Origin of the sequence: Enterococcus sp. 12F9_DIV0723 (assembly GCF_002174375.1) — a bacterium.
GTDB lineage: Bacteria > Bacillota > Bacilli > Lactobacillales > Enterococcaceae > Enterococcus_A > Enterococcus_A gilvus.
The window spans coordinates 1,028,064-1,043,657 of the sequence record NZ_NIBK01000001.1 but is presented as its reverse complement, the minus strand read 5'-3'; the positions used below and the strand labels follow the sequence as shown (position 1 = coordinate 1,043,657).

Sequence of the window (15,594 nt, the reverse complement as noted above, 5' to 3'; positions counted from 1 at the left end):
GATTTTTCGTATGTTCACAGAAGAAATATCACTTATACTTTTAATTAGCAGTTCAATCTGATCATCATTCATCAAAGAAAGTCTGTGTATTTTATTATCAAAACGGTTTATCTGGTTAGCAATTTTTGAAAGTGCATAATCTCTAACAGTCATAACAATTTTTAAATTTTTTTCAAATTCTTCCAACCCTAAAAGATTAACAATAGCATCAAAATTTGTGATCATATTAGCATCATCTAATAACAAATAATTAACTCTACCATCATCTAAAGTATCTTTAATATCTTGATATACAGGCATACTATTGCTTTTAACACAAATTATGTTACCATCCATAGGCAGTTTCTTAAATATTTCAATAGCTAACCTAGTTTTTCCCGTTCCAGGTACTCCAGATAATAGGGTAATCTGATGACTATTTATGTCGTCCACTAACTCATCAACTATATGTGCTTCATCTATATATGTTGTATCCAGAGGAGCATTAGTTTTACTTTTATCATGTACAGAAATAAATTGCTCTAAATTCCAAACCTGTTCTGTTGATTCTATTATGCCTAAAAAGTCTTTTACAATATCTTGATACTTAAACTGAAGAAGATCATTTGATAATGTGTCTATCCCAATAAGAGTCAACTTTATTGAGTCTGCTAGGCTTCTTAATTCTTTGTCTTTTTCAACAGTTATATTTGAAGAAGTATGACAGCAGATTATTTCTTCAACATCTTTTTCACTTACTTTAGATTTCTCAATGGCTTCTCGAATATCTGTCTCTAATTTTGCAGTCGCGTCCTTTCTAGTACCATACATAACTAAGGTGTATCTATTAGAATGACTATCAAAATAATAAGTGTCAGGTATTCCTTTAGTGGTTTTATCTGTTCCGTCCATAGAACCAAGAGATACAATATTCTCCCAATTTCTTTTACGGTAAAGATAAACATCACATAAATTTTGAAAACGCCCTCCTTCTAATTGTTTGATTTCATTTTGAATCCTATTTAACTTAGACACAGTATATTTTTCCTCCTTTGCCACCTCAAAAGAACTTTAAAGTATCTTTTAGTAACCTGTACTTATTTCTCAAACCATTTATAAACATCATCAGATGTCTTCTCTACATACAACTTCATCAACGCTGGTCGCATAGCTTGAAATATCTCCACCAATTCTTCTCCACCAAAAAGAGTAGAAAAGGATTTATCCGTCATATCTTGTGATAAATCAGAGATCATCTCTTCTGTCGCTTCATCGTCACCTAGCACATTGATCAATTTACCTATCAAGTATTGTTCTGAGAATTCAATCGCTCCTTTTCTATCAAGGTTATCGATTCCACCTTTTACCATCTCAACAATTTTCTCTTTTTCGCCGAACTTTATTTCGCCGCTCATTTGAATAAAATCGTTTGTATCCGAAGTAATAATTACCGTTGCCTCTTCTTTCTCTTTGTCAGTCAGCTCTTTCAATTTATCTGAACTCGCAACTTGTTCATTCACTATATCGGACACATAACGAGTCATGATCTCTGGCAAAATGTCCGCAAAGTAATCATCGATGAATTCTTCCATTGGATAACCGACTTCATTTTCCCATCCTGGATTTTTAAAATCGCCGGTGAAGAATTCTTCTTTGATCTGGTTCACCACTTCTGGATAGGATTTGATCAATTCACCCTGTCCTTTTAGTCTTAGATAATCCGTAATATATTCTTCTATATCGCCAAAATAAAACCAGCCTACCGATTGTCCACTGATTTTCGAGATTTTTTCGATCACTTCGATCGGAGCTAAATTATATCCTTGGACATACGAACTGATCGTTGGCTTCTTTAATCCTAAACGGCTGCCAAACTCTGTAAATGAAATATTCATTTCATCCTTGATCAGTTTCAGCCGTGCACCAACTTTCTCTTTATTCGGTTGTAGTAATCCAAACATTTCTATCTCCTCCTATATGATTTCATATACAGCATAACACACGTATATCAATTCGTATATATTTTTCGCAAAAACTATTGACTTCGTATATCAAAACGTATATCATAGTAGTCGTAGAGGCCTCTACTTTTTTTATCAAAAAAACGTATATGAAATCGTACATCAGGAAGGGAAATATTTATGCCAATCAAAATCAGTGATCTAATCTTACCAAAAGAAAAACTAGAAAAAGAATACCGACTCGTCAATGTCGCAAGATGGCAAAAGGATGGTGAAGCCTTGGGATGGAGTTACGAATGTGTCTTATCCAAACTTCGCTACGAAAAAATCAATGTCAAAGTAGCTAGTGAACATCCAGTCTTAACTAAAGAAGAACTTGAAGCGGACAGTGAACGATTTGTTTCATTTGAAAATCTGATCGTTTCACCTTGGGGTCGAGCCAATGGACAATTTGTAAACTATGGACTCTCAGCGACCGCTGATTCCGCAAAGTTGATGAACCAAAAATCGAATAATATCACTAACAACCAAGTAAACAAACCCGCCAACTAATTCTCCTGCTTGTTTGTTGGGTGGTTTCGAAATGGGCGGCTGGCCCCAGCCAAAGCCATTCATTTCGATAAAACCGCACAATAAATAAGCAGGCTAGCAGGGCGGCACAGCCGTTCTGCTCCTTTACTTGATCTATAGGACAACATCTGTCGAAAGATGAACTCGTTCTCGCTCATTGAAAACTGAATAAAAAAAGTAAGGAGCGATGATAATTGCTGAAATCTTACAATCAAAAAATCATTGAAACTCCTACGTATATCGAAATTTGGGAATATGAAAAACCAGTTATTTACAAAATCGATGAAAAGAAAGCTTTTGAATACGAACATGAATCCCCTGAATGGATCAAAAACTTAAATAAACGAAATAGAAAATTTGATGACTTATCTGCAAAAGAACAATATGACAGTCTAAAACGAAAATCAAAACATTATCGAAATATGCGCTTTGAGATTGCACGATTAGTTGACGAAAACTTTGATAAAAACACAAAATTCTTAACACTCACCTTTAAAGAAAACATCCAAGACATTGCTATCACGAATGATGAATTCAAGAAATTTATTAAACGATTAAACTACCAAATTTATAAGACGAAGAAATCCCGAATTAAATATCTTGCAACGTGGGAAAAGCAACAACGTGGAGCGATCCACTATCACATTATTCTGTTCTCCTTTCCTTTCGTTCCTTATGAACGATTGATGGAAATTTGGGGACATGGATTAGTTTGGGTCAATAAGATCGATGTGGACGCTGCTGAAAACCGAGGAAGATATGTCAGTAAGTATTTTGATAAAGATTTGGATATCAAAGAGCATAAGAAAAAAGCCTTTTTCAAATCTCAAAATCTGAAACTTCCGAGAGAAACAAAAAGACTGACAGAGAAAAAAATCAATAAAGAAGATTTCGATGTGCTGTTCTCAACGAACTACATTCGTAAAACTCCAAAATTTTTAACGGTACTGAATGAAGAAAACCGTTTTGAACAAATCATTGAATTTGAAGAATCAAAAGTGATCTATACAAAAATAAAGAAAGACAAGAAACCAATTGCTGATTGAATTCATCATTCGTGGTAGCAATGTTCTTGTATATGAGGTGTGTTATGAAAGTAGATATTCCAATTGAGTACGATGACATTCTCATCGAAATCGTCACCCAAAATGTGATTCAAGCATTACAAAAATCAAAAAAACTGGATTCTGAGGTTGATGAGCTTCCGCCTTATCCAAATAGAAAACAAGTTAAAAGAGTTCTGAAAATCGGAGATGAACGATTAAATCAATGGATTGATAGAGGTTTAAAAGTGATCCCATTTGGTAAAGAAGTGCGATTTGATCGTGCAGATATTCAAAAATTCTTAAGCAGATTAAAAATTTAAGCCTTGATTGTCTTCGTAAAGCTGTCTATGATTACGACAAGAAAGGAGAAAAACATCCTTTGATATACTGGCGAATTACAAAGGAGAAATTATGATAAAAAAATATCAAAAGAAAAATGGTGATACTGCCTATATGTTCAAAGCCTATCTAGGGATTGATCCCCTAACTGGTAAGAAAATGTCCACGACTCGACGTGGATTCAAATCATCACAAGAAGCGAAAATTGCGTTAGCACGATTAAAAGTTGACGTAAAAGACAATAAATATACACCCGAGAAAAATTATACATTCACTCAGATCAAAGATTTATGGATCAGGCAGTATAAACATACTGTCAAGGAAAGCACCTATCAACGAGTGAAATTTCTCTTTGATAAAAACATCTCCGAAAAATTTGGTGACAAACGGATTTCCAAATACACCGTTCCTTATTGTCAAAATACCATCAATGAATGGAAAGAAAACTATGCGACTCATCGAGCGTTAAAATCTTATGTATCTAAAGTGTTCGACTTTTCGATCAAAATGAATGTCTTAACGGATAACCCAATGACCTATGTTTCCTTCTCTACAGTAAAAAATAGTCTTGAAACTAAAAAAGAAGTTTATTTGGAAGCAGATGAGTTAAAGAAATTTCTTACCTACTGTGAAAATGATTCCTTTCCATTAACTTTTCCATTCTTCAGACTACTTGCTTTTACAGGTATAAGAAAAGGTGAAGCCTTAGCGCTAACTTGGAATGATGTGGATTTTAAAGATAGGCAGCTTACCATCAATAAAACGGCCGCCTTAGACGAAAAAAATAAAGTCGTCGCCACTCCACCAAAAACTCTAAGCTCTAACCGAACAATTTCATTAGATCAGCGGACTGTAGATATACTAAGACAATGGAGAAAAGATCAAAGAAAATATTTATTAGCATATGGTCAAAATGCATTGCAACCAAATCAATTAATCTTCGCGTCAAAAAATAATAACTATATCGCGTTAACAAGATTCAACAACGTTTTAACTAGAATTTGTAATAATCATGACCTCCCTCGTTTAAAGATTCATGGGTTTAGGCACACACATTGCAGTTTGCTTTTTGAAGCCGGCTTATCTGTCAAAGAAGTTCAGGATCGATTGGGACACAGCGATGTGCAAACCACACTAAATATCTACACCCATGTCACCAAGAAACAAAAAGACATAGTAGCAGAAAGGTTCTCAAATTACGTCAACTTTTAAGAGATGGTCAAAAGGATGGTCAAAAAACAAAAAAAAGAGCTAGAACCCTTATCTGAAAAGGATTCTAGCTCATAATAATCAAAAGTGATTATTTTAATGTTACAGATGCGCCAACTTCTTCTAAAGCAGCTTTTAATGCTTCAGCGTCTTCTTTAGATACATCTTCTTTAACTGGTGCAGGAGCGCCATCAACTACAGCTTTAGCTTCTTTCAAGCCTAAGCCAGTTGCTTCACGAACTGCTTTGATAACTTTAACTTTTTGATCGCCAACAGCTGTTAATTCAACAGTAAATTCTGTTTGTTCTTCAGCAGCAGGGCCAGCAGCAGCACCAGCAGCAGCTACAGGAGCAGCAGCAGTTACGCCAAATTCGTCTTCGATAGCTTTAACTAAGTCGTTTAATTCTAAGATTGTCGCGCCTTTAAGTTCTTCGACAATGTTTTCAATGTTCAATGCCATTTTAAATTTCCTCCGTTTAGGTAAGTTTTTTTTAGTTTTATATTTTATGCAGCAATTAAGCTACTTCTTCTTCTTTTTCTGCGACTGCTTTCACAGCGTAAGCCACGTTGCGGACTGGCGCTTGAAGGACAGACAATAGCATAGAAAGAAGTCCATCGCGGTTCGGTAGTTTTGCAAGAGCAGTAATTTCTTCGATAGAAGCTACTTTTCCTTCAATGATACCGCCTTTGATTTCTAGTTTCTCAGCTGTTTTAGCGAATTCATCGATAATTTTAGCTGGAGCAACAACATCCTCATTACTAAATGCAACAGCAGTAGGTCCTGAGAATACTTCTTCTAATCCGTTCAATCCAGCTTTTTCAGCTGCACGAACCAAGATAGAATTTTTGATAACTTTCATTTCAACGTTAGCGTCGCGTAATTGTTTACGTAATTCAGTCACTTGTTCTACAGTCAAACCACGGTAATCAACGATAACGGCTGAAGCTGCTGCGCTGAATTTTTCAGTGACTTCATCAACGATAGCGGCTTTTTTAGCGATTGCTACTTCACTCATTATATATTTCACCTCCTGATTTTGATGGAAGAGCATTTTTTGCTGAAAGCAAAAAAATACCCTATGCCACCGTAGACATAGAGGGACTATTGAATGTTCTCAATAAACGTCCTCGGTAGGAAATTAAGACTTGCGTCACCTACTGTCTTCGGTACAGTTAATAATTAACCTCGACTAACTTACCATAGATAAGCTAGTCGAGTCAAGTGCTTTTCTAAAATTAATTAGATAGCTGTTTGTTCAACATGGATACCAGGTCCAAATGTTGTAGTCATTGAAATGTTTTTGATGTATTGACCTTTAGCAGTAGCAGGTTTTGCTTTTACTAAAGTTTCGTTGATCGTGTTAAAGTTTTCAACCAATTTAGCATCGTCGAATGATACTTTACCGATTGGCACATGAACGTTACCAGCTTTATCCACACGGTACGTTACTTTACCAGCTTTAACTTCTTCAACTGCTTTTGTAACATCCATTGTTACAGTACCAGTTTTAGGGTTAGGCATTAAACCTTTTGGTCCAAGCACACGGCCTAATTTACCAACTGTAGCCATCATGTCAGGTGTTGCAACAACAACGTCAAAGTCGAACCATCCGCCTTGGATTTTTGCAACCATGTCGTCGTCGCCAACGAAATCAGCGCCAGCAGCTTCAGCTTCTTTTGCTTTTTCGCCTTTCGCGAATACTAAAACAGTTTGTGTTTTACCAGTTCCGTTTGGAAGCACAACAGCTCCACGGATTTGTTGGTCTGCTTTTTTAGGGTCTACGTTCAATTTGTAAGCAACTTCAACCGTTGCGTCAAATTTCGCGAAGTTAATTTCTTTTGCTAATGCTACAGCTTCCGCAACAGGGTAAGCTTTAGTAGCGTCGATTTTCTTCAATGCATCTTGCATTTTTTTGCTCTTTTTAGCCATTTTGTTTCCTCCTTGATGTGGTTATAACGGTAGAACCTCCCACGTGTTCCGTATCTTTAGATAGGGAGCCAACTGAGAAGCTACTTTCTTGGGTCGTCGAGAATTATTCGACTGTGATCCCCATGCTTCGTGCAGTTCCTTCAACCATGCGCATTGCTGACTCAACGTTAGCAGCGTTTAGGTCTTGCATTTTCAACTCAGCGATTTCTTTTACTTGATCGCTAGTAACTTTTGCAACTTTTGTTTTGTTTGGTTCGCCTGAACCTTTTTCCACGTTAGCAGCTTTTTTCAATAATACTGCAGCTGGTGGTGTTTTTGTGATAAATGTAAATGAACGGTCTTCATATACAGAGATCACTACTGGAATGATCAAGCCTGCTTGGTCAGCTGTACGCGCATTGAATTCTTTTGTGAATCCCATGATGTTGATACCCGCTTGACCTAGTGCAGGACCTACTGGGGGAGCTGGTGTTGCTTTCCCTGCAGGAATTTGCAGTTTAACTAATTTTTCTACTTTCTTTGCCACGAGACATACCTCCTTGAGTCCGTGATGTGGTTAATGGAGATCAAAATTTCTCCTCCCACTTAAAACAGTGTGTACAAAGACACACTTTGGTATCATAGCAGATTATTTATCTGAATGCAAGATGATTTCCTTACTGTTGCAATTTTTTGACAATAATAAAACGCTTCACAATCTCTTTAACTACTATGAGAATAACAAAATAAATTATTCATTTATCTATTTTCAGAAAGCGTATATGTTACACTATGGTCGACTTGATGAGGATTTTCATCGGATAAATTAGGGAGGTTTAAAATAATGGAAGTATTAAAATATCGTAGTGTTTTTGACATTATTGGTCCAGTGATGGTGGGCCCTAGCAGCTCGCATACTGCGGGTGCAGCGCGAATCGGAAAAGTGTGCCGTATGATTTTTGGGGAACGCCCCGATTCTGTTGAGTTTGATCTGTATGAGTCATTTGCAAAGACCTATCGCGGTCATGGAACAGATATCGCTTTAGTTGGCGGTATTTTAGGGATGGATCCAGACGATCCTCGTTTATCCGATTCATTGAAAATCGCTCACGAACAAGGGATGGAAGTTCTTTTTGTCCCAAAAAAAGAAATTGCTGACCATCCGAATACGGTAACCTTACGCATGATCAAAGGTGAACTTGAGATGTCGATCACTGGTGTCTCGATCGGCGGCGGAAATATCCAAATCACTGAAATGAATGGTTACAGCATCTCCCTAGGCATGGGAAATCCTACCTATATCATTATCAACAAAGACGTACCTGGCCTGCTCTCGCGTGTATCAACTATCTTCATGAAGCACGGGTTGAACATCGGTAAAGTTACTATGACTCGGAAAACAAAGGGCGAGAATGGCATCGTTTTGCTGGAGATCGATGATACTCCGGACGATCCAGAAGGATTACGACAAGAAATCAAATGTGAAGATGACGTATTAAGCGTGACCTATTTTAAATAAGCAAATGAAGGAGGAATTGTCATGTTCTATTCGATCCAAGAGCTTGTAGAACAAGCAAAGGATTATTCATCTGTTGGCGAATTGATGATCGCCACTGAAATGGAATTAACTGATCGTACAAGGGAAGAAATCATTGCGTTGATGGAACGCAATTTAGAAGTAATGGAAAGTTCTATTGAAGAAGGCATCCAAGGAGTGACTTCTGTAACGAAGATCACTGGCGGCGATGCCAAACGTATGAATGATTATATCGAAAGCGGCAAATTCATGAGCGGTGACACTATTTTAAAAGCCGTTCGTAACGGGATCGCTGTCAATGAAGTCAATGCAAAAATGGGCTTGGTTTGTGCAACGCCGACAGCAGGAAGTGCCGGTGTATTACCGGGTGTTTTGATGGCGGCGCGAGAAAAATTGAACTTGAGTCACGAGGAGCAAATTGATTTTCTATTTACTGCTGGTGCGTTTGGTTTAGTCATGGCAAACAATGCCTCGATCTCTGGTGCTGAAGGCGGCTGCCAAGCGGAAGTCGGTTCTGCTAGTGCAATGTCAGCAGCGGCTCTAGTCTCAGCCAATGGCGGAACACCTGAAATGGCATCAAATGCTTTGGCAATTACTTTGAAGAATGTCATGGGACTAATCTGTGATCCAGTCGCCGGTCTTGTCGAAGTTCCTTGTGTGAAACGAAACGCAATGGGGGCCTCTCAAGCTTTTATCTCAGCTGACATGGCTTTGGCAGGTATCCGCAGTGTTATTCCGCCGGATGAAGTGGTGGAAGCAATGTATAAAGTCGGCCGTGCAATGCCGCAAATTTTCAAAGAAACCGCTGAAGGCGGCGTCGCAACCACTCCAACCGGCTTGCGTCTGCAACGTCAAGTATTCGGCGAACCAGAAAAAGCGACCGTTTAAAACGAATAGAAAGCAGCTGATTTTTTCAATCAGCTGCTTTTCTTTATTTCATCAATCCATCGTGGATTTTCTCTAAATTCCACTTCATCATGCTGTAATAGCTGTCCCCTGTCTCTCCCTTTTTCGCTAAGGAATCTGTAAACAACTCGCTAGAAATCGGTAAGTCTACTTCCTTCGACAACCGTTCCATGCTGCGCTTGTCAACACTTGTTTCAACGAAGAGCGAAGGAACTTTAGACGCACGAACTTTTTCAACGATTTGTTTCATTTGCTCTGGTGTTCCTTGACTTTCTGTATTGATTTCCCAAATATAAGCGGCTGTCAGATCATACGCTTTAGAAAAATACTTGAAGGCCCCTTCACTGGTCACAAGTAATTTTTTCTCATTCGGAATATCTGCAAACTCATTCTTTGCGGATGCATCCAAAGTCTCCAATTTTTTGATGTAGGCTTCCGCGTTTTCTTTGTACGTTTCTTTATTCTTAGGATCTTTTTCGCTTAACACACTTTGGATTTGTTTGACGTATAAAATGCCGTTGGAGATATCCAGCCATGCATGAGGATCTTCTTGCGTACTGTTTCCGCTTAGATGGATCGGTTCAACGTCTTTACTGACTGCGAAATAATCTTCGTTTTCTTTCTTTTTCGCCGTTTCCATCAATTTATCAAACCAGCCATTGCCAGTCTCTAAATTCAATCCATTATAAAAAACGACATCCGCTTCACTCGCCTTTTTGATATCTTCCGGCAACGGTTCATACTCATGCGGATCGGTTCCTACAGGGACGATACTATGGATCGCTACTTCCCCTTTTCCAACTTCCTTGACCATATCTGCAATAATAGAGTTCGTCGCCACAACGTTCAACTGGCTAGACTCCTTTGACGCACTGCTGCTTCCTCCCTTGGCTCCGCAGCCTGTTAAGAACAACAGTCCCAGAAATCCTATAAAAATAATTTTTTTATACTTCATATAAACGCTCCTTTCGTAATTGTTGGATCAATCCCTTGCTAGGTGAAAACAGAAATGCTGCGATGAAGAAAACTGCCGCTGTCATGACGATCGTAGCTCCAGAAGGAAGATTGTAACTATAGCTAAAATACAAGCCTATGATGGCACTTAATACACCAAACAAGGTAGATAAGCCCACCATCACAGACAGTTTATTCGTTAATTGATACGCGGTCGCCGCCGGTGTGATCAGCATCGCGATCACTAAAATCGTGCCGACGGTTTGCAGAGAAGTGACGGCCACTAACGTCAGCAAGAACATCAAACCATAATTAATCAGGCTGATATTCCAACCGTAGGATTGCGCCATCGTCGGAGCAAAAGAAGTCAATTTCAGTTGTTTATAAAAAATTCCCACAGCCAAAACAACAATGACCATGACGATCGCTGTTAGATACATATCTGAATCCCGGACCGCCAGCACATTCCCGAAAAGAATGTGGTACAGGTCCGTGGCACTCCTTGCAAAAGAAATCAAAATGATTCCCAGCGCGAAAAAGGAGCTAAATACAATGCCGATGGCAGTATCATTTTTCAACCGTGTATGCTTTCCGACGAAACCAATCAATGCTGCTGAGAAGATACCAAAAAAGGTTGCTCCTATAATGTAACTGCTACCAAGCATATAGGAAATCGCCACACCGGGTAAAACAGCATGAGAAATGGCATCCCCCATTAAAGACATTCCTCGTAAAATAATAAATGAACCGATCACTCCAGCAGAGATTCCTACCATGATGGAGGTAATCAACGCATTTTGTAAAAATTGATAGTCAATCAATCCTTGAAAGAAATCATGTAGCAAAGTCCGCACCCCCAATTCTTAACATTTGTGTAATTTCACTACCATACGTTTTTTCCATATTCTTCGTCGTATACGTTTGTTCAACAGGTCCTGAAGCAATCAAGCCTTTATTAAGTAAAATCACTTCATCAAAATAGTCTGTGACTTTATGCAGGTCATGATGGACGATCACGATCGATTTGCCTTCATCCCGTAATTCTTTTAGCAATTCAATGATGATTTTCTCACTCGTCGCATCAATCCCAGCGAAGGGTTCATCCAATAAAATCCAGTCTGCCTTTTGCGCCAACGCCCGCCCGATAAACACACGCTGCAGCTGTCCACCAGACAATTCACTGATTTGACGATCGGCATAATCTGTCAATCCTACCTTTTCTAAGCACTCATAGGCAAAAGCTTTTTCTTTTTTTCCAGGTCGCTGGAACGTTTTAAGATGCGGATACGTGCCAAATAGCACCACTCCAAAAACATCAATAGGAAAACTCAAATCAATGTCTTGCCGCTGTTCAACATAGGCGATTTTCTCCCTTTGTTTCGTCAACGGCTGATCACCATACGAAATTTTTCCTGATCGTGTTTTTACTAATTGCAGGATTCCCTTCATCAACGTAGACTTTCCAGCTCCGTTCGGCCCTACAATTCCCGTCAATTTTCCAGGTGCCAGTTCTAAATCTATTTGTTTCAAAGCGATTTTTCCACGATACGCAACCGATAAATTTTCTATCCGAATCGCATTCATAGTTACCCCTTCTTTCTATTTTAGGTTAGCCTAACTTTCATATATATGATATACGAAAAAGAAAGCGTACGCAAGATAAATGCAAAAAAAATACTTCATCAAGAAGAGGTGTCTCCTTGATGAAGTATATGTTGAATAATTATTTTGCGTCATGAAGCGTTGTGTTTTTTACTTCTTCAATCGTTTTTGTTCCTGCAAGTTGCATAGTGATGGAAAGCTCTTTATTGAGGTGATCAAAGACGGACTTCACGCCTTCTGCTCCACCAAGATTCAAACCATAGATAACTGGACGACCAATAGCGACTAGATCGGCACCGCTAGCTAAAGCCTTAAAGACGTGTTCGCCGCGACGAACGCCACTGTCGAACACGATTGGAACTCGTTTGTTCACTACACCAGCGATCAATGGCAATACGTTGAAGGATGCAGGACCACCGTCTAATTGACGACCGCCATGATTTGAGATCCAGATACCGTCAGCACCGGCTGCAATCGCAACCTCGGCGTCTTCAGGGGATTGGATACCTTTAACAAAGACAGGCAAATTGGTTAAGTCTTTAATTTTTTTGATATCTTCAGGGACAAGTCCTTGTTTAGCCGCCGCATAAATTTCGGCGATTCCTTTTCCTTTACCGTCTCCACTATCGCTCTTTGCGCTGTAGGCTGCCAAGTTTGGCATAGGCAATGGGAATTGGAAGTGATTGATCACGTCGTCTTCACGATAGCCGCCAAGTGTTGAGTCTGCGGTTAAAATGATGGCTTTTGCTCCTGCTTTAACAGCTTTATCCAAGATAAATTCGTTAAAACCATCGTCTTTACTCATATATAATTGGAAGAATTGCGGTGCATTTGGAGCTGCGGCTGCGGCATCTTCAATCGTTGTATTTGCATAAGTACTGATTGAAAAAATTGAGCCTGCATCTGCAACACCTTTTGCGGTATCTGCTTCGCCGTTTTCATGTGCTAATCCTTGCGCTGCGGATGGCGCTTGGATGATGGGTGTTGCTAAGTCCATATCCCACAATTTCGTCCGCAAATCTGCACGGTCGATCCCACGCAGTACACGAGGCATAATGGTTTTATTATTAAATGAAGTCGTATTTTCCTTCATTGTCCATTCGTCTTCTGAGCCACCGCGAATGTAGCCGAACGCACCTTTTTCCATGCGTTCTTTTACGCGTTGTTCTAATGAAGCGATGTTTACAATGTCAATTGGATGTTCTTCGTTACTTGCTTGATAAGTCATAATAAATCCTTCTTTCGTTTGATTACATGAGTTATCTTAATACTCTTACAAAAAGTAAGCAAGTATTTTAACTTTTCAATGAAAAACTTTGAATGGATCAGCTATCCCCATAAGAAGGTTGCGACAACCTGATCGACCGCAGGATTTTCGTGTAATTGACTATGCTGAGCATTTGATCCGGTAAATATTTGCTCCTTGATGGGGTTGCCATGAGCTTTTAATACGGAGTACGTTGCTAATGCACTAGATAAAGGGACCGTACCATCCGAGGGATCTTGTTCATTTAATTTCCCAGCTAGCAATAGAACGGATACGCTGCTTGGGACATTGTTTATGCCATTTCGGTAATCGAGATACCGACTCGATTGAGGGGTAGGTCCGTTTTGCAATACGTCATCGATGGATTGGTCTTTTGCTGTATCGTCGAAGTCATTGAAGGGAGCGCCGATCGCAACAAACTTTTCAATGACGGGGGCGTCTTTCGGCTGACCGTATGTCGTTAAATAGCGGAGCGAGCTGACGCCCCCCATTGAATGACCGACTAGATTGACTCGATCGGCACCTTCTTCTTTCAAATATTTGAGAACCCCGTAAATCCACTCTGTTTGATTCCACTCGTTGTCTTTATTAGCAGCAAATAACACTTGGATACTAGGATTGTCCTTTTTCTTATTCAATTGCCCGTCAACTTGCAAGGCGCCATCTGGCTGCACAGTGATCGTCAATTCTTTCCTAGCCACCCCTTCATCCCTGAAACGCCGCAGCATGCCTCCAAATGAATTGACTGTCCCTCCATACCCATGGATGAACAGGGTCGGAACGTCACTCTTATTTACTATATCTCGGGAGGCTTCTGTTGCAGTTGACCCAGTAGACGTGTTCCCTTCTTCGTGGTGAGATTGTTTTGTCCCACAGCCTGATAGCAGCACCACGGTCATTAATGCGAACAACCCATAAATTATTTTTTTCATCTTTTCGACTCCCTTCAGACGATTATTTTTTGTATCTTTACTATAGGTATTTGTTCCTCATTACTCAACAATAAGAGCACGCTTTTCGAGATTTTTATTGAAATCCATAAAAAAACCGAGACACACGGCCTCGGCTTCAGTAGTTGATTAAATTTTATCAATTTGATCGAAGTCCAATTCAGTACTTGTTTCACGACCGAACATGTCGATGTTTGCTTTGACTTTGTCACGCTCTTCATCGATTTCAGTGATCACTCCTTCAAGACCAGCAAAGGCTCCTTCGATGATTTTCACTGTTTCGCCGACTTCTACTTCAATATCATTTTGACGTGTGTTCATACCTAATGAACGCAAGATATGATTGATTTCCTCTGGCATCAATGGCGCTGGTTTACTTCCGGCACCGTGAGAACCAACGAACCCTGTCACACCTGGTGTATTACGAACAACGTACCAAGAATCATCCGTCATGACCATCTCCACTAATACATATCCAGGGAAAGTTTTGTGGACGATTTCCTTTTCTTTGCCGCCCTTAACTTCTGTTTCTGTTTCTTCAGGGACAACTACACGGAAAATATAGTCTTCCATCCGCATACTTTGTGCACGTGATTCTAGGTTGGCTTTTACTTTGTTTTCATAGCCGGAATAAGTATGTAACACATACCATTGTTTTTCAAAAGATTCCATTTTCGCCATCGGCTCCTCGTTCTAAAATAAAAAAACCTCAGCAGTCCCAAGGTTTTTTCTCTCAAGTAGTATACCATGCTTTTTTTGAATTGGCTACTAGTGAATAATCAAATTGATCACTGCTTGAATGGCTGTATCCATGATGAAAAACATCAAAGCAAAGATGATCGCTGTTTCGATTACGACAAGCGAATCATGGCGCAATTGTTTTTTTGAAGGCCATGAAACCAACTTCATTTCTTCTTTGACACTACGTAAAAAATTCAAGGGATTATCCTCCTTAATTGATAGTTATTTTGTTTCTTTATGTATCGTGTACTGATTACAATGTTTGCAAAACTTATTGATCTCTAAACGCTCTCCGCGTTTGCCTTCACTCACTGATTTCGTGTAGTTTCTTGAACCACAGACCGTGCAGGCCAGAGCCGCTTTTTTAGTTGCCATAGCGATCTACTCCTAATTCCTATTAATGTATTCATTTTTCTGGTGAAAAATGAGTTTCTTTGTCATGCCGTATACCATCCAACTAAGGGGGTTCTTTGTTGAATTACCTAGTTTTTGATGATTCGGCTTATGACACGATGCCTCCTGCGAAAAGTTGGACTGGCATCCTAATTCCTATTAATGTATTCATTTTTCTGATGAAAAATGAGTTTGATTGTCATGCCGTATACCATCCAACTAAGGGGGTTC

General features: G+C 39.3%; 19 protein-coding genes, 1 pseudogene and 1 other annotated feature. Of the genes and pseudogenes, 6 read left to right on the top strand and 14 right to left on the bottom strand.

What is annotated here, in order from left to right; all coding sequences use genetic code 11:
* Positions 1-1,014: pseudogene (locus A5868_RS05105) on the bottom strand (hypothetical protein); the annotation flags it as partial.
* A gap of 62 nt (positions 1,015-1,076) precedes the next feature.
* Complete coding sequence (locus A5868_RS19310) at positions 1,077-1,940, bottom strand: helix-turn-helix domain-containing protein (RefSeq protein ID WP_086305649.1); 864 nt, start codon at positions 1,938-1,940, stop codon at positions 1,077-1,079.
* 180 nt (positions 1,941-2,120) lie between these two features.
* On the opposite strand from A5868_RS19310, the gene A5868_RS05095 reads away from it, so the two are divergent.
* The 4 genes from A5868_RS05095 (at position 2,121) to A5868_RS05080 (ending at position 5,107) form a co-directional block, all read left to right on the top strand.
* Positions 2,121-2,492 (top strand): hypothetical protein, encoded by a 372-nt coding sequence (locus tag A5868_RS05095; RefSeq protein WP_086305648.1) that lies wholly within the window; start codon positions 2,121-2,123, stop codon positions 2,490-2,492.
* Positions 2,493-2,704: 212 nt separating this feature from the next.
* Complete coding sequence (locus A5868_RS05090; protein ID WP_086305647.1) at positions 2,705-3,556, top strand: rolling circle replication-associated protein; 852 nt, start codon at positions 2,705-2,707, stop codon at positions 3,554-3,556.
* Between the two features lie 44 nt (positions 3,557-3,600).
* On the top strand, positions 3,601-3,876 hold the full coding sequence (locus A5868_RS05085; RefSeq protein ID WP_086305646.1) for a DNA-binding protein: 276 nt from the start codon (positions 3,601-3,603) through the stop codon (positions 3,874-3,876).
* Positions 3,877-3,967: 91 nt separating this feature from the next.
* Positions 3,968-5,107 (top strand): tyrosine-type recombinase/integrase, encoded by a 1,140-nt coding sequence (locus A5868_RS05080; protein WP_086305645.1) that lies wholly within the window; start codon positions 3,968-3,970, stop codon positions 5,105-5,107.
* A gap of 88 nt (positions 5,108-5,195) precedes the next feature.
* On the opposite strand, the gene rplL is transcribed toward A5868_RS05080, so the two are convergent.
* The 4 genes from rplL to rplK form a co-directional block, all read right to left on the bottom strand.
* On the bottom strand, positions 5,196-5,564 hold the full coding sequence (rplL, locus tag A5868_RS05075; RefSeq protein ID WP_010781344.1) for a 50S ribosomal protein L7/L12: 369 nt from the start codon (positions 5,562-5,564) through the stop codon (positions 5,196-5,198).
* 55 nt (positions 5,565-5,619) lie between these two features.
* Positions 5,620-6,120 (bottom strand): 50S ribosomal protein L10, encoded by a 501-nt coding sequence (gene rplJ / locus A5868_RS05070; RefSeq protein ID WP_010781345.1) that lies wholly within the window; start codon positions 6,118-6,120, stop codon positions 5,620-5,622.
* Between the two features lie 43 nt (positions 6,121-6,163).
* Positions 6,164-6,290 (bottom strand) — a sequence feature (ribosomal protein L10 leader region).
* Positions 6,291-6,344: 54 nt separating this feature from the next.
* Positions 6,345-7,034 (bottom strand): 50S ribosomal protein L1, encoded by a 690-nt coding sequence (rplA, locus tag A5868_RS05065; protein ID WP_010781346.1) that lies wholly within the window; start codon positions 7,032-7,034, stop codon positions 6,345-6,347.
* A gap of 103 nt (positions 7,035-7,137) precedes the next feature.
* Positions 7,138-7,560, bottom strand: a complete 423-nt coding sequence (gene rplK, locus A5868_RS05060; protein ID WP_010781347.1) for a 50S ribosomal protein L11 — start codon at positions 7,558-7,560, stop codon at positions 7,138-7,140.
* A 297-nt stretch (positions 7,561-7,857) separates the two neighbouring features.
* Between rplK and sdaAB the strand changes: the two genes are divergently transcribed.
* Positions 7,858-8,532 carry an L-serine ammonia-lyase, iron-sulfur-dependent subunit beta gene (gene sdaAB / locus A5868_RS05055; RefSeq protein ID WP_010781348.1) on the top strand — a complete coding sequence of 225 codons (675 nt, stop codon included), beginning with the start codon at positions 7,858-7,860 and terminating at the stop codon, positions 8,530-8,532.
* 21 nt (positions 8,533-8,553) lie between these two features.
* Positions 8,554-9,438 carry an L-serine ammonia-lyase, iron-sulfur-dependent, subunit alpha gene (sdaAA, locus tag A5868_RS05050; protein ID WP_086305644.1) on the top strand — a complete coding sequence of 295 codons (885 nt, stop codon included), beginning with the start codon at positions 8,554-8,556 and terminating at the stop codon, positions 9,436-9,438.
* Positions 9,439-9,481: 43 nt separating this feature from the next.
* On the opposite strand, the gene A5868_RS05045 is transcribed toward sdaAA, so the two are convergent.
* The 8 genes from A5868_RS05045 to rpmG form a co-directional block, all read right to left on the bottom strand.
* On the bottom strand, positions 9,482-10,411 hold the full coding sequence (locus A5868_RS05045) for a metal ABC transporter substrate-binding protein (protein ID WP_086305643.1): 930 nt from the start codon (positions 10,409-10,411) through the stop codon (positions 9,482-9,484).
* Positions 10,401-11,255 (bottom strand): metal ABC transporter permease, encoded by an 855-nt coding sequence (locus tag A5868_RS05040; protein WP_010781351.1) that lies wholly within the window; start codon positions 11,253-11,255, stop codon positions 10,401-10,403. The genes A5868_RS05045 and A5868_RS05040 overlap by 11 nt, the downstream gene beginning before the upstream one ends.
* Positions 11,245-11,994: a metal ABC transporter ATP-binding protein gene (locus tag A5868_RS05035; RefSeq protein WP_086305642.1), complete on the bottom strand. Its 750-nt coding sequence runs from the start codon at positions 11,992-11,994 to the stop codon at positions 11,245-11,247. The genes A5868_RS05040 and A5868_RS05035 overlap by 11 nt, the downstream gene beginning before the upstream one ends.
* A 139-nt stretch (positions 11,995-12,133) precedes the next feature.
* Positions 12,134-13,240: a lactate oxidase gene (locus A5868_RS05030; RefSeq protein ID WP_086305641.1), complete on the bottom strand. Its 1,107-nt coding sequence runs from the start codon at positions 13,238-13,240 to the stop codon at positions 12,134-12,136.
* Positions 13,241-13,341: 101 nt separating this feature from the next.
* On the bottom strand, positions 13,342-14,211 hold the full coding sequence (locus A5868_RS05025) for an alpha/beta hydrolase (RefSeq protein WP_086305640.1): 870 nt from the start codon (positions 14,209-14,211) through the stop codon (positions 13,342-13,344).
* 147 nt (positions 14,212-14,358) lie between these two features.
* Positions 14,359-14,901, bottom strand: a complete 543-nt coding sequence (nusG, locus tag A5868_RS05020) for a transcription termination/antitermination protein NusG (RefSeq protein ID WP_044926432.1) — start codon at positions 14,899-14,901, stop codon at positions 14,359-14,361.
* 96 nt (positions 14,902-14,997) lie between these two features.
* Positions 14,998-15,168: a preprotein translocase subunit SecE gene (gene secE, locus A5868_RS05015; RefSeq protein WP_010781356.1), complete on the bottom strand. Its 171-nt coding sequence runs from the start codon at positions 15,166-15,168 to the stop codon at positions 14,998-15,000.
* Positions 15,169-15,192: 24 nt separating this feature from the next.
* A complete protein-coding gene (gene rpmG, locus A5868_RS05010) occupies positions 15,193-15,345 on the bottom strand; it encodes a 50S ribosomal protein L33 (protein ID WP_010739830.1) in 153 nt (50 codons plus the stop codon).
* Positions 15,346-15,594 lie beyond the last annotated feature (249 nt).

Coding starts and splice junctions, on each gene's coding strand:
- A5868_RS19310 (WP_086305649.1), bottom strand. CDS start 1,940: ATGTTTGGATTACTACAACCGAATAAAGAGAAAGTTGGTGCACGGCTG.
- A5868_RS05095 (WP_086305648.1), top strand. CDS start 2,121: ATGCCAATCAAAATCAGTGATCTAATCTTACCAAAAGAAAAACTAGAA.
- A5868_RS05085 (WP_086305646.1), top strand. CDS start 3,601: ATGAAAGTAGATATTCCAATTGAGTACGATGACATTCTCATCGAAATC.
- A5868_RS05080 (WP_086305645.1), top strand. CDS start 3,968: ATGATAAAAAAATATCAAAAGAAAAATGGTGATACTGCCTATATGTTC.
- rplL (WP_010781344.1), bottom strand. CDS start 5,564: ATGGCATTGAACATTGAAAACATTGTCGAAGAACTTAAAGGCGCGACA.
- rplJ (WP_010781345.1), bottom strand. CDS start 6,120: ATGAGTGAAGTAGCAATCGCTAAAAAAGCCGCTATCGTTGATGAAGTC.
- rplA (WP_010781346.1), bottom strand. CDS start 7,034: ATGGCTAAAAAGAGCAAAAAAATGCAAGATGCATTGAAGAAAATCGAC.
- sdaAB (WP_010781348.1), top strand. CDS start 7,858: ATGGAAGTATTAAAATATCGTAGTGTTTTTGACATTATTGGTCCAGTG.
- sdaAA (WP_086305644.1), top strand. CDS start 8,554: ATGTTCTATTCGATCCAAGAGCTTGTAGAACAAGCAAAGGATTATTCA.
- A5868_RS05045 (WP_086305643.1), bottom strand. CDS start 10,411: ATGAAGTATAAAAAAATTATTTTTATAGGATTTCTGGGACTGTTGTTC.
- A5868_RS05035 (WP_086305642.1), bottom strand. CDS start 11,994: ATGAATGCGATTCGGATAGAAAATTTATCGGTTGCGTATCGTGGAAAA.
- A5868_RS05030 (WP_086305641.1), bottom strand. CDS start 13,240: ATGACTTATCAAGCAAGTAACGAAGAACATCCAATTGACATTGTAAAC.
- A5868_RS05025 (WP_086305640.1), bottom strand. CDS start 14,211: ATGAAAAAAATAATTTATGGGTTGTTCGCATTAATGACCGTGGTGCTG.
- nusG (WP_044926432.1), bottom strand. CDS start 14,901: ATGGAATCTTTTGAAAAACAATGGTATGTGTTACATACTTATTCCGGC.
- rpmG (WP_010739830.1), bottom strand. CDS start 15,345: ATGGCAACTAAAAAAGCGGCTCTGGCCTGCACGGTCTGTGGTTCAAGA.